The 8,130-nt window shown below is 66.1% G+C and carries 6 protein-coding genes and 1 pseudogene; 3 read left to right on the forward strand and 4 right to left on the reverse strand.

Features of this window, described 5'->3' with window-relative positions; all coding sequences use genetic code 11:
• Together AC2VOG_RS18255 and AC2VOG_RS18260 are read right to left on the reverse strand one after the other, a co-directional pair.
• On the reverse strand, positions 1-653 hold a 653-nt coding region (locus tag AC2VOG_RS18255; RefSeq protein ID WP_486941247.1), incomplete at its 3' end, for a quinone oxidoreductase family protein.
• Positions 654-657: 4 nt separating this feature from the next.
• A complete protein-coding gene (locus AC2VOG_RS18260; RefSeq protein WP_486941248.1) occupies positions 658-1,062 on the reverse strand; it encodes a DUF4267 domain-containing protein in 405 nt (134 codons plus the stop codon).
• Between the two features lie 101 nt (positions 1,063-1,163).
• Between AC2VOG_RS18260 and AC2VOG_RS18265 the strand changes: the two genes are divergently transcribed.
• Together AC2VOG_RS18265 and AC2VOG_RS18270 are read left to right on the forward strand one after the other, a co-directional pair.
• Positions 1,164-1,823 (forward strand): hypothetical protein, encoded by a 660-nt coding sequence (locus tag AC2VOG_RS18265; protein WP_486941249.1) that lies wholly within the window; start codon positions 1,164-1,166, stop codon positions 1,821-1,823.
• On the forward strand, positions 1,820-2,998 hold the full coding sequence (locus tag AC2VOG_RS18270) for a PrsW family intramembrane metalloprotease (RefSeq protein ID WP_486941250.1): 1,179 nt from the start codon (positions 1,820-1,822) through the stop codon (positions 2,996-2,998). The genes AC2VOG_RS18265 and AC2VOG_RS18270 overlap by 4 nt, the downstream gene beginning before the upstream one ends.
• A gap of 2 nt (positions 2,999-3,000) precedes the next feature.
• Here the strand turns inward: AC2VOG_RS18270 and ngg are convergent, their stop codons facing one another.
• Positions 3,001-4,809: an N-acetylglutaminylglutamine synthetase gene (ngg, locus tag AC2VOG_RS18275; RefSeq protein ID WP_486941251.1), complete on the reverse strand. Its 1,809-nt coding sequence runs from the start codon at positions 4,807-4,809 to the stop codon at positions 3,001-3,003.
• Positions 4,806-6,611, reverse strand: a complete 1,806-nt coding sequence (locus AC2VOG_RS18280; RefSeq protein ID WP_486941252.1) for an N-acetylglutaminylglutamine amidotransferase — start codon at positions 6,609-6,611, stop codon at positions 4,806-4,808. Before AC2VOG_RS18280 ends, ngg begins: the two co-directional genes overlap by 4 nt.
• Before the next feature lie 211 nt (positions 6,612-6,822).
• Here AC2VOG_RS18280 and AC2VOG_RS18285 point away from each other — a divergent pair.
• A pseudogene (locus AC2VOG_RS18285) lies at positions 6,823-8,130 on the forward strand (hypothetical protein); the annotation flags it as partial.

Genomic DNA, 8,130 nt, shown 5'->3' on the forward strand with positions numbered 1-8,130 from the left:
ACCGCGTCGTACACCACGTCGGCGCCCGCACCCGCGGTGAGGCCTCTGACCGCCGCGGCCATATCGGCGTCCGGGTCGAAAGTGATGAAATGCTCGATCACCGACGCGGCCGCAGTATCCGGCCCAGGCCGGCGCCGCCCAACGCCAATCACGTTGGCGCCGAAGGCATGTGCGATTTGTGCGACCGCGCCGCCGACCCCGCCGGATACGCCGAACACGACGACGGTCTCACCGGCGGCGAGTTGCGCGGTTTCCACCAGCCCATACCAGGCGACGACGAAGTTGACGCCCACTGCCGAAGCCTCGTCGAAGCCGAGTCGTTCGGGCTTGCGGACCAGGGCCGCAACGGGCACCGACATCAACTCGGCATGTGAACCGTCGCGGCTGAAACCGGTGTCTCCCCCGGTGCCCCACACCGCCACGCCGTCCCATTCGGGTGGGCCACCGACCACAACTCCGGCGTAGTCGCGCCCGGGGGTGCGCGGCAAGACCGTCCAATCCATGCCCCCGGCAACGTTTTTCACGTCAGAGGGATTGACCGATGCCGCCTCGACCCGGACCACCGCCTCCTCCGCCGTGGCAACGGGCTCGGCGACGTCCTCCATGCGCAGCACGCTGGGGTCGCCGAACTCGCTGAAACGCAACGCGCGCATGCGGTCAGCCGTCGACCGAAGCGGGTGCCTCGCTCACCCCGACGCGGCGGCGAGCCGCTCCCCACAGTCCGGTGCCGACGCCGATGACGGCACCGCCCAGCCCGATCAACTGCTGCGAACGCTTCATCTGGTGGTGCACGCTGATGCCGCCCAGCAGATCGGCGGCGTCGGCGCCGGCGGATGCCAGAAACCAACCCCGGGTGTTGCGGCCGCGCAGGGCCGACGCGGCCAGTAGCCCGCCGATCAACGCGTCGCGGTAACCCATCGAGCGCAGCAGAAGCTGCGCGGTAGGCGAAGGTGTATCCGGGTCGCCCCAGATCCGGTTCGCCCGCAGGGGGTCGATGAGGAACGAAATGCCCGAAGCAAGCCGGATGGCGCCCACGGCCAGGGCCGCACGGTCGATGGTCATGGTCGCCAAGCCTAAATGCTCGGCGCGTCGAGTTGTTGGGCGTTGCCGCACGATGGTTGTCCTGCTGTCAGAATTCATCGAGCCAACGAGGAAGTGAGTCCATGACCGATGTATCGGCTGCGGCCGCAGCACCACGGTTCGAGCCCGACGAGGGCTGGGTGCCTGCCGACGAACGACGGTTCGGCCTGGACCGGCGCACCCTGCGCCCGACCCTGGCGGTGTTTGCCCTGGTCGTCGCCATGTCGGTGGTGTTGCCGGTGGTCAACGCGACGGTCCCCTACCACGACATCGTCAGAGCCGGCGATGTCATGCAAATCGAGGGCCACGTGACCTTTGTTCCCGAGGCCGGCTGGGGCATCACCTCGGGTGTGCGCGCCGGTCACCCGCCGATATCCGGGCAATACCCTGCCTCTGCCACCGTCGAGGACGGCGCGCTGAAGTTCACCGTGCGCACCGGGTCGTTCCGCGGCGACGCCGATCAGCTTCTCGATCAGATCCAGACAACGTCGGACGAGCTGAACCGGGGGCGCGGAGTGCACATCACCGGCGCACCCGCCACGATCGTGACAACCCAAGGAAAACAGGGCGCGACCCTGCGAGTCACCGGGCCGCACACCCGAGGTCTGATCGCGGCATTCGTGTTCGGCGACCGCGGAGTCGAAGCGGTGGCGACCGGGCCAACCGACGCCGATACCGCGCACAGCGCCGCGGTGGTGCGAATGATCGCCAGCATCAAGGCCTCCGAGCAGGAGCAGCGATGACGCCTCTGGAAGAACTCGACCGCACGCGCGACGTCGCCCTCGACATCTCCGGGTGGGGCCGGCGGTTCGTCTTCTACCAACCGCGCAACTTCGCCTTCTGGGGATATCTGGCGCTGGTCGGGATCGGTGTGCTGACGTTCTTTTCGACGCTGGCGCGCGAATACAACGCCTACGGCGAAGCTATCGGCTTGGCGGTCACATCGTTTGCCATCTATGCGGCGTTGTTCTGGTGGTTCACCGACAGGATCGACCACTACGCCAAACTTCCCCACAAGCTGATGGTCGTCGCGTTCCTCTGGGGTGGCTTCGCCGCCACCGGAGCGATGGCCGCCAACGCCAACGACGCGCTGCTGGCCTTGTACGGCAAGAACTTCGGCCAGGTGTGGGCGCTGAACTGGGGTGCCGGCCTGGCCGCGCCTTTCACCGAGGAACTGGCCAAGGGATCGGGACTGCTACTGCTGATCGCGTTGGCGCAGCGGCACATCCGGACCGCGTTCGACGGTTTCATTCTCGGCGCGTTCATCGGCCTCGGCTTCCAGATCGTCGAGGACATCACCTACGCCCTGACGTCAGCCGGCACTCAGTTCGGCGCCAATCAAATTGGCGCATCGATCGGCACCATCATCCTGCGGATGCTCACCGGGGTGGCCGCACATATCCTGTACAGCGCAATCTTCTGCGCCGGCGTGGTCTACCTCTTGGGCCGCCCCGCCGAGCCACGGAAAATCGGTCGCGGGCTGATCCTGATTGCAATACCGATGCTGCTGCACGGAACCTGGGACTCGGTGGCCACCATCGCCGGCCAAAACGCGCCGATGTTAATCGGACTGCTCGTCGGCACGATCATCGTCGCGCTGATCATCGTTGCTCGGGTCTACCAGCTGACCGTGGCCCGGGAGCGCGACTTCGTCCGCGACGTGATGGCACCCGAGCAGGCCCGCGACGTCATCACGCCGGTCGAACTCGACGCGATGGCCGGTAACCGTAAGGCCCGCAAGGCATATCGCAAGGCTGGACGCAACCGCCGGGGACGCCGGCGCGCACGTTACATCCTCAACGCAGCCTACGCGCTCGCCGATGAGCTGGCCGCCGCGCGCGGCGCCGACACCGACCGGGTGCGCTTCGCGCGATCGGAGGTCGCCCGCATCCGCGCGGGTGTCCCGTCGCCCTGGTGAAGCTATCGAACAACCGAGTCGTCAGGCACCCGCGGCGACTCGTCGGGAGTCCAAGGCGACGGTTGACCGGGCTGGCCGGGGAACAGGTAGTCGATGAAAGCCGCTGCGGTGGGCTGTGGTTCGTGGTTCGCCAGGCCTGGGCGCTCGTTGGCTTCGATGAAGGCGTATGCCTCACCGGTGACATCGGGCACGAGCAGGTCGATGCCCGTCACCGGAATACCGATCGCCTCGGCCGCCGTGACCGCCACCCGGCACAGTTCGGGATTCACCTCGGGGGTGACGTCGTGGATCGTGCCGCCCTGATGCAGGTTTGCGGTGTGTCGAACGCGCAACCGATTGCCTTGGGGCAAAACATCATCCAGCTTCCACCCAGCCTCGATCACGGTTGCCTCGGTCACCGCGTCCAGCGGGATCTTCGACTCGCCGCCGGTAGCCGCCGACCGCCGTCGACTCTCTGTCGCGATCAGCTCACGAACGGTGTGCGTGCCGGTGCCGATGACCTCGGGCGGCCGGCGCAGCGCAGCGGCAACTACCCGTCCGTCGATCACCACCAGTCGCAGGTCGTCGCCCACAACTCGCTGTTCGATCAGCACCTCGGGGTATTGCTCGCGCGCCCACGACAGTGCCGTGGTGAGCTCTGCGGGTCCGTGAGCGGCGGTGATGCCGACCGTGATGCCCTTGCCCTGCTCGCCTCGACTGGGCTTGACGACGACCTCACCCACCTCTTTAACAAAGGCGTAGTCGTCGTCGTCGAACGTCGCCAGCCGAGCGCGCGGCACGGTGATTCCCGCGTCCGACACCAGCCTGCGAGTCAGCCTTTTGTCATCACAACGACACATCGCGATGGCGGAGGTGAACTCTGACAACGATTCTCGGGTGATGACGCTACGACCGCCGTGGTTGAGCCGCATCTCCCCAGTTTCAGCATCGAGCACCTCCACCCAGATTCCGCGACGCAACGCCTCCTCGGCGATGATGCGCGCATAGGGATTCAGGTCGTCGACCGTCTCCGGCGGCGGGCTGAACAGCGGCTGGTTGATCGCGTTCTTCCGCTTGATCACCAGCACCGGGACCCGACGAAAGCCGAGTTTTTCGTAGAGCTTGATTGCGGCCGAATTGTCATGGGTAACAGAGAGATCCATGTACGCGCGGCCCGCGCGTCGGAAGTGCGACGCCAACTTCTTGGTCAGCGCAATGCCGATGCCCGGTAACCCCGCAGCCGGGTCGACCGCCAGCGTCCACAAACTCGAACCCTGCTCGGGGTCGTTGAACAGCAGCTCGTGGTCGACGCCGGTCACCGTGCCGACGACGGCACCGTCGTCCTCGCGTACCGCGAGCAGGTAGGTGACGGCGGGCTCGTTCAGGTTGTTGTTCCAGATCGTGTCGACCGGCGAGGGAACCATTCCGCAGCGGACGAAGACGCGGTTCATCGAGTCGGCGTCGGAGGAGTCGTTGACTCGGCGCACGGTCACACCGACCGGCGACGGCGCCGTCTGGTCGTCAGAGTCGTCGTTGAAGCGCAGCCGGTAGGTGTGGCTGGGGTCGATGAAGAGCTCGGAAGGTGCTCCCGCGACCACGATTTGGGGTTCGCGGGCGTAGATGCAGATGTCCCGCCGTCCGGGCGCCTCGCGCCGAAGCGCCTCGGCCAACTTGCCGGCGTCGGCGAATGTCTGGCCGAAGATGAGCTTGCCCCAACCCAATTCGAGCTCGACGTCCTTCGCCATCACGTCCACCAGATCCGGCGGCGACGCGTCGTGCAGGCCGAGCGTGATCGCCTCGGTATGGTCCTTCGATGGACCAATGGAGGTCATGCGGCCGGCCCGGTCACACCATGCCGTTGTAACCAAAGCTCCAGCAGCGCGATCTGCCAGAGTTCATTACCGCGAAGGGGGGTCAGGCGACCGTTGGGGTCGGCCAGCAGCGCGTCCACCGCTCCAGTATCGAACAATCCGCGCTCCTTGGCGACCGGTGCGTACACAGCGTCGCGGACCATGTCAAGGTAGGGGCCTTCGAGGTGAGTCAACGCCGGAACCGGGAAATACCCCTTGGGTCGGTCGATGACTTCGGACGGAATAACCCGTCGCGCAGCCTCTTTGAGCACGCCCTTGCCGCCGTGGGCGATTTTCAGCTCCGGCGGGCAGGTGGCCGCGAGCTCGACCAGTTCGTGGTCGAGGAACGGGACCCGGCCCTCGAGGCCCCACGCCATGGTCATGTTGTCGACCCGCTTGACCGGGTCGTCGACCAACATCACCATGGTGTCGAGCCGCAGCGCGCGGTCGATGCCGGTTTCGGCGCCGGCCCGGGCGAAATGCTCGGTGACGAAGCGGCGGCTGGGGTCACCCGAAGCGAGGTAGCCCTCGGCGAGCATGGCGGCCAGACCCGCTTCGTCACGGTCGAAAAAGGCGGCGCGGTATTCGGCGACCGAGCTTTCGACCGAGGAGTCCGCCGAGGTGCCCATCGGCGGATACCAGTGGTAGCCGGCGAACACTTCGTCGGCGCCCTGCCCGGACTGCACCACCTTCACATGCTGGGCGACTTCCTGGCTGAGCAGGTAGAACGCCACACAATCGTGGCTCACCATCGGTTCGCTCATCGCGCCGATGGCCCCGTCCAGAGCGGGCAGCATCCGCTCGGTGCCGATCCGGATCTGGTGGTGATCGGTCTCGAAGCGCTGGGCCACGATGTCGGAGTACTGGAACTCGTCGCCTTTGATATCGCCGGCGGACTCGAAACCGATCGAGAACGTCGAGAGCCCGTGCTGGCCGGCCTCGGCGAGCAACCCGACGATCAGGCTGGAGTCGACGCCGCCGGACAGCAGGCAGCCGACCGGCACGTCGGCGACCAGGCGGCGTTCGACCGCGGTGCGCAGCGACGACAGCACGGCGTCTTCCCAGTCCCGGGCCGACCAGCCGGCCCGGTCGTCGTGCCGGGTGAAATCGGGGCGCCAATAGGTGTCGGCGACGCGACGACCGTCGGGTTCGATGGCCAGCAGCGATCCCGGCGGGATCTTGCGCACACCGCGCAGGATGGTGGCCGGCGCGGGGACGACGGAGTGAAACGACATGTAGTGGTGCAAGGCAACGCGGTCGATGCGGGTGTCGACGCCTCCGCCGGCCAGCAGCGCCGGCAAGCTCGACGCGAACCGGACCCGGTGGCTGTCCTCGGTCACATACAGCGGCTTGATGCCCAGTCGGTCGCGCCCGAGCAGCACGCGGCCGCTGTCACGTTCGACGATGGCGAAGGCGAACATGCCCATCAAGTGGCTGACGAAGTCGTCGCCCCAGCGGTGGTAGGCCTTGAGCAGAACCTCGGTGTCGCTGGTCGAGAAGAACCGGTAGCCGTAGCCCTGAAGCTCGGCGCGTAATTGTTTGTAGTTGTAGATGCAGCCGTTCCAGGCGATCGTCAGGCCCAGATCGGAGTCGACCATCGGCTGCGCGCCGGCTTCGGTCAGATCGATGATTTTCAACCGACGATGACCCAGCGCGACCCGACCTTGGGACCAAACGCCCGCACCATCGGGACCCCGCGCCGTCATGACGGCGGTCATCGCTGCCACCGCCCCTACATCGGGCGCTCGACCGTCGAGTCGTACCTCACCGGTGGCTCCACACACCTCTACAACCCTACAGAGGCCGATTCCGGCGCGCGCGCCTCTGAACCGCCGTGCGCCGCACATCGCTGCCTGAACATAGGGTGCCACCTGCCGCATGTGAGAGCGGCAGCGCACCGGCGGGAACCGCGGAACCGTGATATGGCTCAAATCGCGGTATTCGCGGTCGGGTTGGCCGATAATTCGTGCATCGCGTCCCAACGAAGGGATCAGCATGAGTTCCGCGGTGCGCAACGTCACGACATCTTCAACTCTGCCGCGTTGGACGCGATCCCTCGGATTGGCGGCAACCGCTCTGGCGGGCGCAGCCACCATGGCGATCACCGCGCCGCCCGCCGCCGCTGATCCGGCCTACCAACCGGCGCTCGATCAGCTGCTCGAGGCCATGCAGCAGGCGGCGGCCTACGACGCCGCCCTGCCGTTCGCGACCGCGGGCAGCGGCGCCACGCTGATGACCGATCTGCAGAACACCAACTATGAACTGCTCTCCGCTGGACTATCCAGAGTCACTGAGCTTTTCAACGGCGTCTTCTTCCAGTCACCGGAAGCAGTAGCCACCGATGCCGCCGATTCCCGTCAGTACTTTCAGTTCTTTACCCCTGACATCTATTACCACACGACTGCGGGACTGGCGCCCGGTGCGACCTACGAACTCACCGGCACCGTCGGCAAAGGTACCGAAGCGCTCGCCATTGCGACCGAATCCGTCACCGGCTCGACTACTGTCAGCAAGCAAAGTCTGGAACTCGACCACGGTCTGGTCGTAAACCCGAACGGCACGTTCACCGTCGACATCGGGCCCACCGAGCCAACGGGCGCGGTCAATTTCATCAACGACACCGACGCCACCACCAACGGCGATGCCGCCCTGCTGATTCGAGATGCGCTGGGCGATTGGGCACAAGGCCCGAGCAGCGTCAGCATCCACTGCGTGTCCGACTGTCCGGCGTTCTTCTCCATACCGAGCACGGGAATCTTCCCCAGCGCGGACAGCACTGCGGTCGCAATAGGCTCGGCAGCAGGGACTTCCACGCCCCACATCACCTCGGTCGACTCGTTGCTGACGACGCTGTTCACGGCGTTCAGCAACATCGTCGGACCCTTCAACCAGGAGAACATGGGTCTGGCCCAGATCGCCGGCATCGATCTGCCGCCGAACACGATGGGCGCGCTGGCACCTGAAACGAGTTTGTTCGCAACGGGTCTGCCCAGCGCCGAGGTCTCCAGTGGGAATTTCGACCTGAATCCCGGCCAGGCCCTGATCGTGCAAGTGCCCGACGTGCCGTCCGGCTACAGCGGGATCGAACTGATGAACGTCTTCGGCGCCGGGCTGCCGTCCACCTTGGCGCAGACGACGCTGAACAACACCACGGCGTTCGCCGATCCCAATGGCTACACCTACTACGTGGTCAGCGCGACCAATCCCGGCGTTGCGAATTGGCTTGACAGCAGCGGCGTCAGCAGCGGTGAGATCTTCGCCCGGTTCGAGAATCTCCCCGACGGCACAGACCCGACCGGCCTT

It is taken from the genome of Mycobacterium sp. TH-M11 (genome assembly GCF_057473725.1).

What these genes read in the sequence shown, in the direction of transcription:
- AC2VOG_RS18270 (WP_486941250.1), top strand. Translation starts at nt 1,820, where the DNA reads ATGACGCCTCTGGAAGAACTCGACCGCACGCGCGACGTCGCCCTCGAC.
- ngg (WP_486941251.1), bottom strand. Translation starts at nt 4,809, where the DNA reads ATGACCTCCATTGGTCCATCGAAGGACCATACCGAGGCGATCACGCTC.
- AC2VOG_RS18260 (WP_486941248.1), bottom strand. Translation starts at nt 1,062, where the DNA reads ATGACCATCGACCGTGCGGCCCTGGCCGTGGGCGCCATCCGGCTTGCT.
- AC2VOG_RS18265 (WP_486941249.1), top strand. Translation starts at nt 1,164, where the DNA reads ATGACCGATGTATCGGCTGCGGCCGCAGCACCACGGTTCGAGCCCGAC.